12 protein-coding genes and 1 pseudogene are annotated in these 14,765 nt (G+C 54.4%); 9 read left to right on the top strand and 4 right to left on the bottom strand.

Annotated features, from left to right (window positions below; all coding sequences use genetic code 11):
* Window positions 1-33 precede the first annotated feature (33 nt).
* From ASF84_RS29070 to ASF84_RS10790, 4 genes and pseudogenes are all read left to right on the top strand, one after another.
* Window positions 34-204 carry a YhfG family protein gene (locus tag ASF84_RS29070; RefSeq protein ID WP_122803038.1) on the top strand — a complete coding sequence of 57 codons (171 nt, stop codon included), beginning with the start codon at window positions 34-36 and terminating at the stop codon, window positions 202-204.
* Complete coding sequence (locus ASF84_RS10800) at window positions 204-800, top strand: putative adenosine monophosphate-protein transferase Fic (protein ID WP_056838108.1); 597 nt, start codon at window positions 204-206, stop codon at window positions 798-800. Before ASF84_RS29070 ends, ASF84_RS10800 begins: the two co-directional genes overlap by 1 nt.
* A gap of 627 nt (window positions 801-1,427) precedes the next feature.
* Window positions 1,428-2,678: a ribonucleotide-diphosphate reductase subunit beta gene (locus tag ASF84_RS10795; protein ID WP_056838106.1), complete on the top strand. Its 1,251-nt coding sequence runs from the start codon at window positions 1,428-1,430 to the stop codon at window positions 2,676-2,678.
* A 261-nt stretch (window positions 2,679-2,939) separates the two neighbouring features.
* Window positions 2,940-3,149, top strand: a pseudogene (locus ASF84_RS10790) (transposase domain-containing protein); the annotation flags it as partial.
* Window positions 3,150-3,391: 242 nt separating this feature from the next.
* Here the strand turns inward: ASF84_RS10790 and ASF84_RS10785 are convergent.
* On the bottom strand, window positions 3,392-4,510 hold the full coding sequence (locus tag ASF84_RS10785) for an NADH:flavin oxidoreductase (RefSeq protein WP_056838102.1): 1,119 nt from the start codon (window positions 4,508-4,510) through the stop codon (window positions 3,392-3,394).
* A 103-nt stretch (window positions 4,511-4,613) separates the two neighbouring features.
* On the opposite strand from ASF84_RS10785, the gene ASF84_RS10780 reads away from it, so the two are divergent.
* The 4 genes from ASF84_RS10780 to ASF84_RS10765 all read left to right on the top strand — a co-directional run bounded on the left by ASF84_RS10780 (window position 4,614) and on the right by ASF84_RS10765 (window position 8,267).
* On the top strand, window positions 4,614-4,997 hold the full coding sequence (locus ASF84_RS10780; RefSeq protein ID WP_056838100.1) for a winged helix-turn-helix transcriptional regulator: 384 nt from the start codon (window positions 4,614-4,616) through the stop codon (window positions 4,995-4,997).
* Between the two features lie 372 nt (window positions 4,998-5,369).
* The gene (locus ASF84_RS10775) at window positions 5,370-5,573 is read left to right on the top strand and encodes a hypothetical protein (protein WP_056838098.1); all 204 of its coding nucleotides are present in this window, start codon (window positions 5,370-5,372) and stop codon (window positions 5,571-5,573) included.
* A gap of 219 nt (window positions 5,574-5,792) precedes the next feature.
* Window positions 5,793-6,734 carry a 3-hydroxyacyl-CoA dehydrogenase family protein gene (locus ASF84_RS10770; RefSeq protein ID WP_082481527.1) on the top strand — a complete coding sequence of 314 codons (942 nt, stop codon included), beginning with the start codon at window positions 5,793-5,795 and terminating at the stop codon, window positions 6,732-6,734.
* Window positions 6,735-6,869: 135 nt separating this feature from the next.
* Window positions 6,870-8,267 (top strand): GntP family permease, encoded by a 1,398-nt coding sequence (locus ASF84_RS10765; protein WP_056838096.1) that lies wholly within the window; start codon window positions 6,870-6,872, stop codon window positions 8,265-8,267.
* 174 nt (window positions 8,268-8,441) lie between these two features.
* Here ASF84_RS10765 and ASF84_RS10760 read toward each other — a convergent pair whose 3' ends face one another.
* The 3 genes from ASF84_RS10760 to ASF84_RS10750 all read right to left on the bottom strand — a co-directional run bounded on the left by ASF84_RS10760 (window position 8,442) and on the right by ASF84_RS10750 (window position 14,140).
* A complete protein-coding gene (locus ASF84_RS10760) occupies window positions 8,442-10,556 on the bottom strand; it encodes a Tat pathway signal sequence domain protein (RefSeq protein ID WP_236709415.1) in 2,115 nt (704 codons plus the stop codon).
* A gap of 54 nt (window positions 10,557-10,610) precedes the next feature.
* Complete coding sequence (locus ASF84_RS10755; RefSeq protein WP_236709414.1) at window positions 10,611-12,815, bottom strand: TonB-dependent siderophore receptor; 2,205 nt, start codon at window positions 12,813-12,815, stop codon at window positions 10,611-10,613.
* A 449-nt stretch (window positions 12,816-13,264) separates the two neighbouring features.
* The gene (locus tag ASF84_RS10750; protein ID WP_056838093.1) at window positions 13,265-14,140 is read right to left on the bottom strand and encodes an AraC family transcriptional regulator; all 876 of its coding nucleotides are present in this window, start codon (window positions 14,138-14,140) and stop codon (window positions 13,265-13,267) included.
* 153 nt (window positions 14,141-14,293) lie between these two features.
* Here ASF84_RS10750 and ASF84_RS10745 point away from each other — a divergent pair, with 153 nt between their 5' ends.
* Window positions 14,294-14,683: a hypothetical protein gene (locus ASF84_RS10745; RefSeq protein WP_056838092.1), complete on the top strand. Its 390-nt coding sequence runs from the start codon at window positions 14,294-14,296 to the stop codon at window positions 14,681-14,683.
* Window positions 14,684-14,765: the final 82 nt, after the last annotated feature.

Below are 14,765 nucleotides of genomic sequence, written 5' to 3'. Positions count from 1 at the left end.
CACTTACGACCTTGTCACAATCGAGGCTGCCTTATGACCACGCCCTCCCTGCAAGCCAAGAAGGCTTATTGCGCCAAAACCCGAAAATCCAATTATGCGGCCAGTCTGCGACTGGAGGGTTTTGACACCACGCCATCCGATGCAGAGCGTCCACGCCTGAGCCGCGAGCAATTACTGAAAATCTATCGTGTCGAAAAAATCTGATGCTGGATAAATACGGTACGGGCCAAGACCCTTACTGCTATCCCGATACTCAAGTGCTACGCAATCGACTCGGTATCAGAAACGACCTGACGCTGATGCAAGCCGAGCGGGCGCTGTCAGAGCTGGCCGCCGATACTATCGAATTTGCTCTGCCGCCTTATGATCTCGGCTACCTTCAAGGCATTCATCAGCGTTTGTTTTCAGACCTGTACGATTGGGCTGGCGTATTGCGCACGGTCGATATTTCCAAGGCAACGACGCATTTTTGCACCGTATCACGCATACAGCCGGAGGCTACCAAGCTGTTTAGCGCACTGGAGCATGCCAGTTGGCTTGAAGGCTTGAGTCGCCCAGCGTTGATCAATGCCGTTTCAGAGCTGTTCGGCGACCTGAACATGGTGCATCCGTTTCGTGAGGGTAATGGTCGATCCCAGCGTATTATGTTTGAGCACATCATTGTCAACGCAGGCTACGAAATCGACTGGTGGAAGGTTGACATCGACCACTGGACCCAAGCGAATATCGATTCAGTGGTATGTGATTACAGCACCATGCGTACCGTGTTCGAACGGTGCATCGGACAGTCCTTGCGCTGACGCCATTCGTCGCTTGCCAAGGTCATCATTGAAGCCTGTACGTCAATTATTTTCGCCACGAAAAATGGACGTACCCGCAACCTATTCAAGGCCTGCAGCCTTGATCAGGATCAGAACGACCTTGCTTTTTCGTGGTCAGAATCCTTGCGATGAACGCAGCAATGTGAAAACCCTCACGAACTATATGTTGTGCCTTGAATCAAAAAGAAACACAATATGGACCCTTTTTACGCAAGATAATGTGGTTTTCCTTCATAGAAAAAATCACTTTGCAAGCGTGTAAAAGCAGACCATTTTCATGGGTTGTTTTTCTGAACGACTAGGGCAGTGCGGTGCAATATTCTGTATAATCCGCGCCCTCGATCCGGGGTACTCATATGACCAGTCATGTACGCAATACCGGCTCATCTGAACTAAAGCCCTATTCGGGCGCCAGGATCATTTGCCTCTGCCAGCATCGCAGCGTCCTGGACTACATGCACAGCCTCGCGGATCCAACACCTTAGAAAACCCGAGATTACTCGACCTATTTCCGTTGCCAGCCAGCAGCACCGCAACGTTGGCAGCGCCTACTTCAAAATCCATCGGTCACTCTCAAGGTGACCCTCACGCAGGAGATACACCCCCATGCTGAGCTGGGACGAATTCGACAAGGACGACGGCGAAGTCATCGCCGCCAAGCCCAACCAGGCCGCCCAGGCACACGAAGCGGCCATGGACCGCCTCGACAGCGCCGGTGGTGCGGCGGCCAAGGAAGCGCGCGCTGTCACCGCCGCTGACTCGGCTGCCCTGATCCGCGCCAAGCAAGCCCTGGACGCCCTGGATGTCGCTGAAGGCCTGGCTGAACTGGAAGGCGCCTCGGCCCGCGTTGCGGTCGACGAGAAGCGCATGATCAACTGCCGTGCCGATCTCAACCAGCTGGTGCCCTTCAAGTACGACTGGGCCTGGCAGAAATACCTCGACGGCTGCGCCAACCACTGGATGCCGCAAGAGGTCAACATGACCGCCGACATCGCCCTGTGGAAAGACCCTGAAGGCCTGACCGACGACGAGCGTCGCATCGTGCTGCGCAACCTGGGCTTCTTCTCCACCGCCGACTCGCTGGTGGCCAACAACCTGGTGCTGGCCGTGTACCGCCTGATCACCAACCCGGAGTGCCGCCAGTACATCCTGCGCCAGGCCTTCGAAGAGGCGATCCACACCCACGCCTACCAGTACTGCATCGAATCGCTGGCCATGGATGAAGGCGAGATCTTCAACATGTACCACGAGATCCCGTCGGTCGCGAAGAAAGCCGCCTGGGGCCTGAAATACACCCGTTCGATCTCCGACCCGGAATTCAAGACCGGCACGGTCGAGACCGACAAGGAACTGCTGCGCAACCTGATCGCCTACTACTGCGTGCTCGAAGGCATCTTCTTCTACTGCGGCTTCACCCAGATCCTGTCGATGGGTCGCCGCAACAAGATGACCGGCGTGGCCGAGCAGTTCCAGTACATCCTGCGCGACGAATCCATGCACCTGAACTTCGGCATCGACGTGATCAACCAGATCAAGATCGAAAACCCGCACCTGTGGGACGCCGACATGAAGGAAGAAGCCCAGCAGATGATCCTGCAAGGCACCCAGCTGGAAATCGAATACGCACGCGACACCATGCCGCGCGGCGTACTGGGCATGAACGCGGCGATGATGGAGGACTACCTCAAGTTCATCGCCAACCGCCGCCTGACCCAGATCGGCCTGAAGGAAGAATACCCAGGCACCACCAACCCGTTCCCGTGGATGAGCGAGATCATGGACCTCAAGAAGGAGAAAAACTTCTTCGAGACCCGCGTGATCGAGTATCAGACGGGCGGCGCGTTGAGCTGGGATTGATCGGTCTGTCCCCTTTTGTCACGATCCTCGGACACGATGTCACGATGACTTGACAGTGGGGACTCTGCCCCCCTTGTTTTATGCGCTTTTTCGCACCCGACAGGGGCAAAAATGAAAAGCCACCTAGGTCTTCACGACGTAGGTGGCTTTTTCAGTATCGCTCATGACCGATGCTGACGTACAACGTACTCGGCGCGCAGGACGGAGTCGAGCGTTTAGGGCGGTGGGCCCACGCACGCCGCAAGTTTATTGAAGCGCAAAATCGGAAGGAAGAACTGGTTGTTCAGCGATCCGCCCAAAGACGCGACGGCGAGCGCTCAACTCTACAGCCTGGTCGAGACCACCAAAGCCAACGACCAAGAGCTTTATGCGCGGCTTTGCCACGCACTGGAGCGCCTGCCACAGGCATCCTCGGTCGAAGATTACGAAGCCCTGTTGCCGTGGAACTGCAAGCCTCGACACCCCAGCTAAACGCGCCGCCCACTTTTGACTAGGTGAGGTTATGGAGCGCTTACCACCCTTTTGTGGGGCAAGCACTCAGCCAGGCAAAAGCCCCAGGGTCTGTTGCCCCCCTGCTGGGAGACTGGCCAACATGATTGGCCAGCCGTACAACATTTGTAGGTGCTGACGTCTTCCGCAGAGCCACCACAGACCTCTGTTTTCTGAAAAGCCAAAGCCTGTATAACCTACGCTTTTTTACACCGCAATACAGCTCAAACCAATTCAGCTAAAGATGCCGGATTGAAGCCCTTAAGGTCTGCGTAATCACCTTTTTCCACTTTAGCGACCCAATCTTTGTCGCTCAGCAGAACGCGCCCTACTGCGATCAGATCAAACTCTTCGCGCTCCATACGCTCAACAAGCCGATCCAGGCTCGCCGGGATGGATCCTTTGCCGGCGAATGCGTGAGTAACATCATTATCCAGCCCTACTGAACCCACACTAATGGTTGTAGCCCCCGTAACTTTCTTTGCCCAGCCCGCGCAGTTAAGCCCGTTCTCACCATCAATTTCGGGAAACTCAGGGTCCCAGAAGCGCCGCTGCGAGCAATGCAGAACATCAACACCCGCCTCGACCAACGGTAGCAGCCAGTGCTCCATCAGTGCAGGCGTCTCAGCGAGGCGCACGCCAAAGTCCTGCTGTTTCCATTGGCTGACGCGCATGATGATTGGAAATTCGGGCCCGACTGCCTGACGAACGGCGGACACGATGTCAGCGGCAAATCGGGAGCGTTCTTTGATCGTCGGTCCCCCGTAACGATCAGTGCGCTGGTTGGTCCCTGCCCAGAAGAACTGATCGATCAAATAACCATGCGCCCCATGAATCTCGACGGTGTCGAATCCCAAGAGTTTGGCATCTGCCGCCGCCTTTGCGAACGCAGCAACGGCGTCTGCGATGTCCTTTTCACTCATCACCACGCCGCGCGGTTCATTTGGCGAATCGAGGCCGGATGGGCTTTCGACGGATGCATCAGGCTCCCAGCCGCTGACGTCTCGCACTGCGCCGGTGTGCCAGATTTGCGGCCCCATACGACCACCAGCACGGTGAACCGAATCAATCACGTTCTTCCATCCGGCTAGCGCTGCCTCACCATGAAAAAAAGGAATGCCGGGACCATTACGTGAAGCGGGCCGATCAACGACAGTGCCTTCTGACAAAATCAACCCAACTCGCCCCTCAGCCCTGCGCCGGTAATATGCAGCGCTCCCTTCGCCAGGAATGCCATCAGGCGAAAATTGCCTGGTCATAGGGGCCATCACGATCCGATTCTTCAGATCAAGCGACCCGATGGAAAGAGGACGAAATAAAACGCTGGCATCAAGTGTCGACATGGGATGGACTTCCTTTGCTTTTGGAAGCCATATAAGTATATTTTATAAACCTAATGGTCAATTAGGCACCAAGCGTAGCCTAGGTATACATGAGGACACTTCAATGCTGGAATTAGAGCCGCAATGCTTTTCGTCACAATGTCCAAGTCGAGCCCTGTTCGACCAGATTGCTGATAAGTGGTCAATGATGGTTCTGGCCGTGCTTGATGACGGGCCACATCGCTTTAACGCTATTAGACGCCGCTTGGAGGGCGTCACCCAGAAAGCACTCACACAGTCCCTACGGCGGCTAGAACGAAATGGTCTAGTCTTGCGCCAGATCATCTCGTTCTCGCCTGTGGCGGTCCAATATGAGATCACCGCACTGGGACGCACACTTCAGCAGCCATTTCGCGAATTGCATAAATGGACGGTTGATAAATTGCCTGATGTTGAAGCTGCCCGGTTGAAATTTGACGAGGCCGCACAAGTCAACCTGGCAGAGTGATTTTTAGTCACTCGTTGCCACTGCCCGTCTGTGCTGCCTTATTTCTTCGGATTAGCGGCGGTATCCCTAACCCTACTACCAATACATTAGCACCCAGGGTTATAGCGGATACCTCGTAAAGGTTGGCAACGCTGATCCCCTTTGATGCCTCATTGCGATCTTTTATCAAATCAACGCTTTTCTGCGACTGGATAATTTGCCAGGGCAGAGAATCGCCTCAATGAATCAAGGGCCTGCGTCTTTTGATGAATCATTTATTCGTTTTGCAAATCAATGCATAAGAAAAACAAAATTAACAGATCAATTTCCCACGCCCATACTCGGGGGCCTGAGGGTTTCGCGGTCCCTCGTGAAAAGGAGCGTAGCAAGGACATGACTGATTTGGATAAGCGCGCCAGCGGCTATTTAGAAGCCGTGTCCGCACGTCAAAATGGAGTCGCGCCCGACGAGGGTTTCAACGTCTCCGGTAGCCGTGAAACATTCATCGCCGAGATCAACTTCAAAGGCACCCGCACGCACAGAATATTCTTTAATCGCTTAATCAACAGGGCCTCCATCGTTTCGGGATTGAACTGATAGCGATTAAGGCGGGCGTTTTAGTTTCGACCCGCCGCGAACGAATTTTAGTGCGAAGCCCACAGAACAAACATCATCGATAATGCTATTGATCAGGGCATCAGGCGCTGTCTACGCACGGATAATCCGCCGTGATGCGCGGAGCGTCTTTACACGCCGATCATCATTGGCAGTCAGCACGTAGCGCTACCATTGGCGCATGAATAAGGAATCAATAATATGGACACTTCCACCACCACCGCTTTCGCGTCCACTGCCATTTTGGGAGCTGGCCTCATGGGGGTTGGAATCGCGCTACACCTTGCACGTCACGGATTGCAGGTGAGGCTATACGACCCACAACTTGAGCGGCTGGCGGAGATTCCGAAGGTCGCTGGCGTGATCCTCAGCGAACTGGTTACCGCCGACCAATTTGACGAAGCTGACCGGGACGTGACGTTGTCACGCCTGATACCGGTCAGCACGCTGACTGCATTGGCAGATGTGGATCTACTCATCGAGGCTGTACCCGAGCGCCTGCCGCTAAAACAGTCCCTTTATCGGGAGCTGGAAGGCATCGTCAGACCTGACTGCGTGTTCGCCAGCAATACCAGTGGTTTTCCGCCGGACAGTCTCGCAGAGGGTCTGGAGCACCCGGAGCGGCTGTTCATCGCACACTTCTGGAATCCTCCGCATTTTATTCCGCTAGTGGAATTGGTTCCCGGTACTGCCACCGATCCGTACCTTGTCGAAAAAGTGCGTGGGATGCTCGAGGCCATGGATTTGGAAGCTGTCGTACTGGAGAAAGCGGCACCCGGCTTTATTGGAAATCGTCTTCAATTTGCCCTGCTGAGAGAAGCGCTGCATATCGTCCAGAGTGGTATCGCCGATGCCGACACAGTGGATCGGGTCATGCGGGCCTCACTAGGGCGCCGCTACGGCATGGTTGGCCCACTAGAGGCGGCCGATATGGCCGGGCTGGACACCTTCGTAGACATATCGACTCACCTGATGCCGCAATTGGCACAAGGTACCGACGTCATTGAACTGCTCAAGGAAAAAGTGGCGGCGGGCCATACCGGCCTGCGCAGCGGTCAAGGGTTCTATCGCTGGGATAAGGCGCGCAACGAACGGTTGCTGAGTCGGCGCGGGCACCAGTTGCGGTTTGCGCTCAAACCCTGAATCGACTGAGCAGAAACATGTTTCCAAACAAGTACTCGCTAACCGATTGCATACCGCACGCGACACCAGTGGCTTAAGGCCGAATTCATAAAACAACAACAATCGCTGGCCAATGAGCCAGCAACTGGAGATTTCATGAGTATCCTGATTGCCCTCGCGGCTCTTGGTATGTTGATGCTCGCCGCATACCGTGGCTACAGCGTTATCCTCTTCGCCCCGATCGCCGCGCTTGGCGCAGTCCTGCTGACCGATCCGAGCGCCGTGGCGCCGGCCTTCACGGGTCTGTTCATGGACAAGATGGTCGGCTTCATCAAACTCTACTTTCCGGTTTTTCTGCTCGGTGCCGTGTTCGGTAAATTGATCGAGCTGTCGGGGTTTTCCCGTTCAATTGTTGCTGCTGCCATTCGACTGCTAGGGCGCAAACAGGCGATTCCGGTCATTGTGGCCGTGTGCGCGTTGATGACCTATGGAGGGGTTTCACTATTTGTAGTGGTGTTCGCAGTTTACCCGTTCGCCGCCGAGATGTTTCGCCAAGTCGGCATTCCCAAAAGGCTAATGCCGGCAACAATCGCCCTCGGTGCGTTCTCGTTCACAATGGATGCGCTACCCGGCACGCCGCAGATCCAGAATATTATTCCCACCAGTTTCTTCAAGACTACCGCTTGGGCTGCTCCGTGGTTGGGATTGATCGGCTCGATCTTTGTGGTCGTGGTCGGCCTGGCATTTCTGGAATTGTGGCGCCGGCGCACCCAGCGTGCAGGTGAGGGTTATGGCGACACTGCCGAGCTGCGTAATGAGCCGGATACGCCAGAAGACATTACCCTGGCTCATCCGCTGATAGCGTTGTTGCCATTGGTTCTGGTCGGCGTTCTGAATTTCTTTTTCACTCGCTGGATTCCCCAGTGGTACGGCGCCAGTCACAGCTTGACACTGCCGGGATTAAGCGCACCCATACAAACTGAAATCGCCAAGATTACGGGTATCTGGGCGGTAGAGGCCGCATTGCTGTCAGGCATTGTCGTCGTTGGAGTTTTAGGTTTCCGCAGCATAAGAAACAAGCTGGCCGAAGGCAGTAGAACCGCTGTGGCCGGGGCAATGCTGGCCTCGCTGAACACCGCGTCCGAGTATGGGTTTGGTGCGGTTATCGCAGCGTTGCCCGGCTTCGTTTTGCTCTCTCAGGCGCTCCAAACCATCCCTGATCCACTGGTCAATGAAGCGGTTAGCGTCACCTTGCTTGCAGGTATCACCGGCTCGGCATCTGGGGGTATGAGTATTGCTCTGGCGGCGATGGCCGACAGCTTCATTGCCTCAGCCAATGCAGCCGGCATTCCATTGGAAGTGCTGCATCGTGTGGCGTCTATGGCCAGTGGCGGCATGGACACCCTGCCCCACAATGGCGCCGTTATTACCTTGTTGGCAGTCACTGGCCTGACGCACCGCCAGGCCTATGGCGGTATATTTGCGATCACTTTAATCAAGACACTTGCAGTCGCCTTTGTGATCGCCGTCTTTTACCTCACGGGCATCGTTTAAACCGTGCGGGACGAATCTGAATAGCAAACCCTCACGGGTGGCCTGAAAACCAGTGGCGGCAATCTGGACCTGGTGAACAGGCTTGCCGCCGCTGGTATTCGTGCATTTCGGGATGGATACAGGATAAAAATCTGTCCGATACCCGGTCCCGGCGCCGCTACGAAGCTCTTGTTGCTACTTCACGATCACGCGCACTCTTGCCAGATTGCCGATCCGCGCAAACTCCGTCGTGCTGTCCCCCTCTCGCTGGGATGTCACACGGAGCACGGGATAGTAGGTGCCAGGTTTCGAGTAGACGAATGTCTTGTGTACAGCGAGCGTCTCTGACGGCTGGTGAGGAAGTGGCGCGTCTGAAAAATCATCGTTACCCGTTTGACTCCATTCTGTTTTGACAATTTTGCCAGCAGATGGCGGGACTGAAATATCACCAAGAAGCGTGATGGGCTGCCCGACCTTGGCAATGACTCTCTCACCACGCCTGGACGTGAGCTTCACGACAGGCTGGATGCCTTGCCTTACTGGCGCCTCTACAGGTAATGAGACCTGGCCATTATTGAGCGCATACTGAGTGGAGCGAGGGGGCGCTATACCGTTTTCAGCCCAAGCGCTTACATCCCTGACGGCTTGTTCGAGGATGCCGTTGTAATCGATGAGTCTCACAAATTGATTATCAGTCGAGCCCGAAGCAACAACACTGCCATCCAGATGGTCTGCGTTGTCGTTTAACCAGATTCGCACCTTCGCGTCGTACTGATTGCCCGCTTCTGCCTTCAATCGTCGGCCATACCAGTCGGCATCCCAAGGGTAGGCATCGACATCAAGTGCGTTGGCGATCACTATCATCTTGCTGTTTATCTTGCCGGTAAAGCTACCGCCTCCGCTGACACCGGCGCTGATTATCGAGCCTACGTCCTGGGGGCGTTGCGGGTAGCGCGGTGAACCGTTTGCATTGCGAAACTGATCCCACGCAGTAAATCCACCAGAAGCCGGCACCTGATGCCGATGGTAGGAGGTCAGCGCAATTGCCCAGCGATTGTCGACACGAACCCTGGTCCCATTTTGCAGGACGTTGAGCGTATCAGCTTCATTTTGGGCGGACAGCGTAATAACCCCGTGCTCAGCCTCTAACGACCCAAGCAATTTTCGGTTGCCTTCCTCTGCGCCTTCGACAGTAAAGTCAAACCAAGCGCTGTTTTTGAAGTGTGGCAGCCCCGCCAAGTGCAAGCGTAAAGGCTTGCCATCTGAGTCACGATCTATCTTTTGAACCGACACTACGCGGTCAATCTTCGCCCTTCGTACAAGATTGCCCAGAGCAGATGGCTCGGTACCGAGGTAGCCAGGTTTGTTCCAGAAGTCAGTGGCGTAGCCGGGATCAATGCCTTTGACCGTACTGGCAAACCCGAGTAAACCCTGCGGGTCGTTGAGACCCAGTATGTAGGCGTAATTATCCCACCCGCGCAGGGGTACCCCCAGTGCCGTGACTTCCGCAAGAACCGCGGCCTCAGTGGCGTCAAGTCCTGCAAAAGGATCGCCGCTGCCACCCGGGCGCATAGCGTCGGCAATGTGTGGCGCTTTGTCTTCGAGTACAAGGCGCGCGAAAGCACGCACAAAGAAATTGGTTGGAATGGATGTCGGCACACCGATGACGAAAGGCACGGCTCCATCCCATACCCCCGTCGAGTTCTCGACTGCAGCGACAGTCAGATAAGAACCACCGCTTCCACCGTAGATATAGCCGTGGATCTGAGAAACAGGCAATCGATAGTATTCGCCAGCGACCACTTTCGAGAACTTTGCAGCGGCTGCGTTGGCGCGGTAGCCAGAGGGCGAAACAGTGTCCACGGTATAGGCACCGCTGTCGGCACCAAATTTGATCAAGTGGTCCGGAACGCTACCATCGCCCAAGGGATATACCTTGTGGAAAAAACGCCCCTTCCATTGGGCTTTCGGCGGGAAAAAAAAGCTGAATTTAACATCGGTGCCTTCGAAGTGCCCGGAAACGCGGTGCGTCAGAACAGGGCTTTTCAAATCTTCCTGGCTATCTATTACTGGACGATCAAACTGCGGATCGATGCAGTCTTGTGTGATGAACATTATCCCGTCCGGTGGTGTTTCACACGTCTGGGATTGAGGCGCTGCCGAGGCAATTGTGGCCAGCCCGCTTAGCGATACAGCGATGGCCAGTGCTACATATCTGGAAGCAGCGGACTTCGTATCGACACCGGCAACGCGGTGGGGATCTTTGCACTGCGCGGAAGGCCGCAGGGTCAGGTTTTTTGCGATATTCATAGTGGCTGTCAAATTCCTCAGGCGCGCCAGTGACGGCACGCCGACACGGACGAGCTAGAGTTTGTAGTTCAATGTCATGAGCGTGTGACGCGGTGCACCATAACTCACAGTGTCGAAATCCCCTTTCTGCGTTGCGTATTTTTTATCAAACACATTATTGACATTGATTGACACGTCCATGCTATTTGTCAGTTCATAACGCGCCATCAGTGACGTCAACGCATAAGGATCTTGCTCGGCTACCCGCGTGCTGGTACTGCTGCTCAAGAAGCGGCTTTGCCATCTGACGCCTCCGCCAAGCGTAAGTTTCTCCAGCATTCCGGGGAATTTGTACGTCGTGAACATCTGAGCGGTAGTGCGTGGCACCTGTGCGTTAAGCCTGGCGTCGTTCGCATCTTTGGCTGTGAAAGCGGCAACGCCGGCGTAGATGTTCCAATTGGCAGCAACCTCCCCCTGTATGTCGAATTCGATTCCACGGGATTTGGTGCCATCAACACCTTTATAAGCTTGCGCACCGCTTGGCGTAAGAAGGCTGCCATCCCGTTGTGCGGCATTGTCCAGTTCGGTATCAAACAATGCGACAGAGGCCCCCAGTCGCCCGTCCAGGTATTCAGCCTTGATACCAATCTCTTTGGTCTTCCCTTCTGTCGGCGTGAGGACGTTACCGTGGCTGTCTCGGAAGGATGTTTGCGGATTATAGATGCCGGTATAGCTGACATAGACGGAATAGGCACTGTTAATGTCGTATATCAAACCTGCATAAGGCGTAAACTCATGACTCTTCTTATAATTGAACGGTGTCCCGCCTGCGGTCTCGTCAATCTCGTAACGGTTGAAGCGCCCACCGACGATTAACGTCAATGGATCGGCCAAAGAGAATCTCGCTGTGCTATAGAAGCCGCTCTGCTTAACCTCGGTGTTGGTCGGTATTGACGTCATTGCGTCAAAGTCAGGCTTGGGGAAATGGCTGTTCCAATCGTAGATATTGCTGGGTGTAAACCCTGCAAAAAAGGGGCTGACATCGTCTTTATTCGAGGTGTATCGAGAACTCATCCCGCCCACTACCAGGTCATGCTGGCGCCCCATTAAATCAAAAGGACCATTCGCCATCACATCAAAGGTGGTTTGACGGCTTTTACCTTCGCCGGCCAACGCAACCGGATAAGCGCCATTGGGAAAAGTGCCTAATCCAGATTCCTGGTCGGGTGTACCCGAACTGCCCATTAGCTGGGTGTCATACTGGGTACGGTACTGATTCATGACAGCGTTAACTTTCCAACCGTTATCAAATCGGTGTTCCAGCTCGGCAAAAGCACTCTTGCGGGTACTGTCCCAGCGGTTCCAGTCCGCTGCCACAGATTTGGAGCGCGACCATTGTGCCTCTGAACCATTGCTGAACCACAGGGGAGTTCCGCCCCAAGTCGGTCGCTTTGGGGAACTGTTCTGATAGTCGTACCCTATATCGAGGGTGGTATCGTCGGTGAGATCTGCCTCAATGATCCCGTAGAACGCTTGCTTTTGTGATTGATAGCCATCGAGGTAAGAATGGCCATCGTTATTGACCCCCACCCCACGTGCCCGGACACGACCGTCTGTTGTCAACGGTCCGGAAATATCCCCCATTTCTCGAAAAGTGTCCCACGATCCAGCGCTTATGGATGTGGACGTCGAGAACTCTGACGTTGGTCTTTTGCGGACCAGGTTGACTGCGGCAGAAGGATTGCCTGTGCCGGTAAGAAGACCGTTAGCGCCGCGCACTATCTCGACACGGTCGTAAAATGCGGTTTCCAGATCACTGATACCGCTACCGTTGACAACGTCGCCGATGACGGCCGGTACGCCGTCATACTGGATGTTGTCGATCAGAAAGCCCCGGGAATAGAAACTCGTGCGTTGGCTGTCTGACTGGTAAATCGAGATTCCAGTGGTGTTCTCCAGCACCCCCTGAACCGAATCTAGTTTTTGATCGTCCATGCGCTGACGTGTTACCACGGAAACTGATTGCGGCGTCTCCCGCAGCGTTAGCGGCAAGCGAGTCGCGGCGGTGGTCCGGCCAGTGGTGTAAAGTCCTGTCCCTTCCGTGGTAGTGGCATCGGATGTTCCTGTTCCGCTTATCGTCAGCGATGGGAGGACCATCACCTCCTGAGACGAAGTGCTCTCATCAGCGTCGACGCTCTCCTTCGCCATCACACCACTCGCCCCCCCTAAAAACACAAGCAGCGCTGCAGCAGCTGGTTTGTTTATCAGACGCTTAGGCACGCAGTGGCTCCTTCCACAGCAGTAAGTCAACGAACTCGACATTAGCCATTCCTTATCAAGAAAAAACAGACGACGGCCGACCATCGAGAAGCGGATTTGAAGACCGACTACTCAACCGGAATCAGACCGGGGAAAACAACCGAAGAATAAATCTCAAGTGGAACTGATTAGCATTCGCTCCCGCGCAATCTAGCAACAGTTAGTCATTACCCGATAGCGAGGGCTGGCCAGATTATCTTTCAGTTCAGCCAATATTTACGGCGAGGCTGTTTCGGGGAGGGATTGAGCGTAATCACCATGGGAGAGGTGATCGCAGACCAGCATAGAGGCACTGTACCGCGCACAAAAGAGCGAGCAGCGCTGTTGGTGAATCTGTGAATGTTTCGAGCACCGGGATACAGAGGCGCAATGAACGTTGTAGTTTAAAAAACTGGAAACAGAAGTTGCGCTCAACTTCTCGCGGATCGCGTACTGACGTCCTCAGGCAGCAGGATCGCAGGCACATGCAAAGAGTCATGCGCAGCAAGACTATTTGAGCGGGTGGATAGATATTGTACAGGAGGCTTACCTACGGTTTTGCGGAACATGGTGATAAAGCCACTAGGACCTTCATAGCCGAGTTCCAATGCAACCGCTTGCACGCTCTCCCCTTTGATCATGCGTTGCAATGATAGAATCACATGCAACTGCCGACGCCAACGCCCAAAGCTCATCCCTATTTCCTGCAGCAAAAGCCGACTCATACTGCGCTCACTCATGCCTATGCGAGAGGCCCAATCATGCACCGGTATCTTAACCGCAGGGTCGGCCAAGAGCATTTCAGCGAGCCTGCGCAAACGCCTGTCGCGGGGCAGTGGCAAATGCAGGTCCTGCAAGGGAGCTGCCGACAGTTCGTCCAATAACGTTGCGATCAGGCGGTCTTCGCGCGCGCTAGAGGCCGTGTCTTCCAAAAAACCCGCCGCCTTTAGCAGCAATTCACGCAACAGCGGAGATACTCCAATCGTGCAGCACACTCGTGGAAGATCAGGGGCTGCGTCCGGTTCGACAAATAGGCAGTAACATTCTGTTTCCCCCGATCCACGTGTCGCATGTGGCAAACCACCGGGTATCCATACGGCACTGTGCGGTGGAACGATCCAGACGCCATCTTCAACTTCACAATTGAGAACACCGCGCACGGAATAAAGCAATTGCGCCTTACGATGTTGATGACTCGCTTGCTCCCAGTTCTTGCTGACCATCGAAGCGCTTAGCGCAACCACGGGCCGAGAAATGCTATCGACATCCCACCGGGTAACCGTACCTTCGTTAGCAATGCTCGCCATAGCTACCGTGCGCCCTTTCCTAGGCCAGTAACAAAACTGGCTGATTCGAACAATAGTGTGGCCGACCTGTGCAATTACGCCGACTCGCTCACAGGGTATCCTGAAACCGCAGGACATCACAGTGGTTTGGCGACTCATCGAAGGACTCTAAAGATGCATATAGATGCCACCCAATTCCCGTTCGTTTGGCTGCAAAAAAACACGCTGGACGATACGCAAGAGAAGTCGCTTGCCGAATTCGAAGACTTGCTTGCACGCAATGAAGCCTTCGTCCTCTTAAGCAACGAAGGCCTGGGTAAGAAGCAACCAGAACATACACCAGACGAAATGAAACAAATGGCTTTGTGGATGAAGCGCCATAAAAATCTGCTCAAGAAGTATGTGAAAGCCTCAATTCAAATCGAGTCAAGTCTCACCAAACGTATAGCGAGCAAGGCGTTCACAACTATTTATGAAAAATTTTGGGGCTACCCCATGATGATGACAGCGACTGAAAATGAGGCTTTGACGCTGGCGCAAAAATTATTGAACCCGAAGCCCTAGACACCAAAGCGCTTTAGAAAAGTAGCGATATGCCTGACGCCGCCCACTTAGTAAAGGAGAGGATCGACAGGCATTATGAGGG

This window comes from Pseudomonas sp. Leaf127 (assembly GCF_001423155.1).
In the GTDB taxonomy this organism is placed as follows: Bacteria; Pseudomonadota; Gammaproteobacteria; order Pseudomonadales; family Pseudomonadaceae; genus Aquipseudomonas; species Aquipseudomonas ovata.
The sequence above is the reverse complement of the archived record's forward strand: the minus strand, read 5'-3'. Positions and strand labels throughout refer to the sequence as shown.

Bases quoted from the DNA above. Each gene is read 5' to 3' on its own strand.
- ASF84_RS29070 (WP_122803038.1), top strand. From the start codon at position 34: ATGACCACGCCCTCCCTGCAAGCCAAGAAGGCTTATTGCGCCAAAACC.
- ASF84_RS10800 (WP_056838108.1), top strand. From the start codon at position 204: ATGCTGGATAAATACGGTACGGGCCAAGACCCTTACTGCTATCCCGAT.
- ASF84_RS10795 (WP_056838106.1), top strand. From the start codon at position 1,428: ATGCTGAGCTGGGACGAATTCGACAAGGACGACGGCGAAGTCATCGCC.
- ASF84_RS10785 (WP_056838102.1), bottom strand. From the start codon at position 4,510: ATGTCGACACTTGATGCCAGCGTTTTATTTCGTCCTCTTTCCATCGGG.
- ASF84_RS10780 (WP_056838100.1), top strand. From the start codon at position 4,614: ATGCTGGAATTAGAGCCGCAATGCTTTTCGTCACAATGTCCAAGTCGA.
- ASF84_RS10775 (WP_056838098.1), top strand. From the start codon at position 5,370: ATGACTGATTTGGATAAGCGCGCCAGCGGCTATTTAGAAGCCGTGTCC.
- ASF84_RS10770 (WP_082481527.1), top strand. From the start codon at position 5,793: ATGGACACTTCCACCACCACCGCTTTCGCGTCCACTGCCATTTTGGGA.
- ASF84_RS10765 (WP_056838096.1), top strand. From the start codon at position 6,870: ATGAGTATCCTGATTGCCCTCGCGGCTCTTGGTATGTTGATGCTCGCC.
- ASF84_RS10760 (WP_236709415.1), bottom strand. From the start codon at position 10,556: ATGAATATCGCAAAAAACCTGACCCTGCGGCCTTCCGCGCAGTGCAAA.
- ASF84_RS10750 (WP_056838093.1), bottom strand. From the start codon at position 14,140: ATGGCGAGCATTGCTAACGAAGGTACGGTTACCCGGTGGGATGTCGAT.
- ASF84_RS10745 (WP_056838092.1), top strand. From the start codon at position 14,294: ATGCATATAGATGCCACCCAATTCCCGTTCGTTTGGCTGCAAAAAAAC.